The sequence below is a fragment of the Dubosiella muris genome, assembly GCF_004793885.1.
In the GTDB taxonomy this organism is placed as follows: domain Bacteria; phylum Bacillota_I; class Bacilli_A; order Erysipelotrichales; family Erysipelotrichaceae; genus Dubosiella; species Dubosiella muris.
The window spans coordinates 1-1,396 of the sequence record NZ_SRYG01000051.1 but is presented as its reverse complement, the minus strand read 5'-3'; the positions used below and the strand labels follow the sequence as shown (position 1 = coordinate 1,396).

General features: G+C 54.4%; 1 rRNA gene. It reads right to left on the bottom strand.

Annotated elements, in window-relative coordinates:
* Positions 1 to 130: 130 nt before the first annotated feature.
* A 16S ribosomal RNA gene (locus tag E5336_RS12240) occupies positions 131 to 1,396 on the bottom strand; the annotation flags it as partial.

The following is a 1,396-nucleotide window of genomic DNA, read 5'->3' as shown; positions in this document are numbered from 1 at the left end:
CTATTTGTTGTGTCTTTTCTTCAAATTTGTGTCTCCGGTTTTCAAAGATCGAACTCTGGAGGACGATCCTCCAAAACCTGATAGAACTCTTCCCACGTCTTTACACCTTTTCAAATTGCTTTCTCCTTAGAAAGGAGGTGATCCATCCCCACGTTCCCGTAGGGATACCTTGTTACGACTTAACCCCAGTCATCGGCCCTGCCTTCGACGGCTCGCTCCCTTTTAAGGGTTGCGCCACCGGCTTCGGGCATTGCCCACTCCCATGGTTTGACGGGCGGTGTGTACAAGGCCCGAGAACGTATTCACCGCGGCATGCTGATCCGCGATTACTAGCGATTCCAACTTCATGGAGTCGGGTTGCAGACTCCAATCCGAACTGGGACGGCTTTTTTGGGATTCGCTTGCCTTCGCAGGCTCGCTGCCCTCTGTCGCCGCCATTGTAGTACGTGTGTAGCCCAGGCCATAAGGGGCATGATGATTTGACGTCATCCCCGCCTTCCTCCGGTTTCTCACCGGCAGTCTGATGTGAGTCCCTAACTCGATATTGGTAACACATCACGAGGGTTGCGCTCGTTGCCAGACTTAACTGAACATCTCACGACACGAGCTGACGACAACCATGCACCACCTGTATGGATGTTTACCTCCACTATGTCTCCATAGCTTCGCACCCTATGTCAAGGCCTGGTAAGGTTCTTCGCGTTGCTTCGAATTAAACCACATACTCCACCGCTTGTGCGGGCCCCCGTCAATTCCTTTGAGTTTCACACTTGCGTGCATACTCCCCAGGCGGAGGACTCACTGCGTTAACTGCAGCACTGGGTCTTCCCCAACACTTGGTCCTCATCGTTTACGGCGTGGACTACTAGGGTATCTAATCCTATTTGCTCCCCACGCTTTCGTGCCTCAGCGTCAGTAACAGGCCAGGCGGCCGCCTTCGCCACTGGTGTTCTTCCATATATCTACGCATTTTACCGCTACACATGGAGTTCCACCGCCCTCTCCTGCTCTCTAGCCCGCCAGTTTCCAGAGCCTGTACCGGTTGAGCCGGTACCTTTCACTCCAGACTTAGCAGGCCGCCTACGCACCCTTTACGCCCAATCATTCCGGATAACGCTCGCCACCTACGTATTACCGCGGCTGCTGGCACGTAGTTAGCCGTGACTTCCTCGAAGGGTAATATCAATCGGAGACCATTTCCTCTCTCCGCTCTTTTTCCCCTTCAACAGAACTTTACGATCCGAAGACCTTCCTCGTTCACGCGGCATTGCTCGTTCAGGCTTGCGCCCATTGACGAAAATTCCCTACTGCTGCCTCCCGTAGGAGTCTGGGCCGTGTCTCAGTCCCAGTGTGGCCGTCCGCCCTCTCAGGCCGGCTATGCATCGTCGCCTTGGTG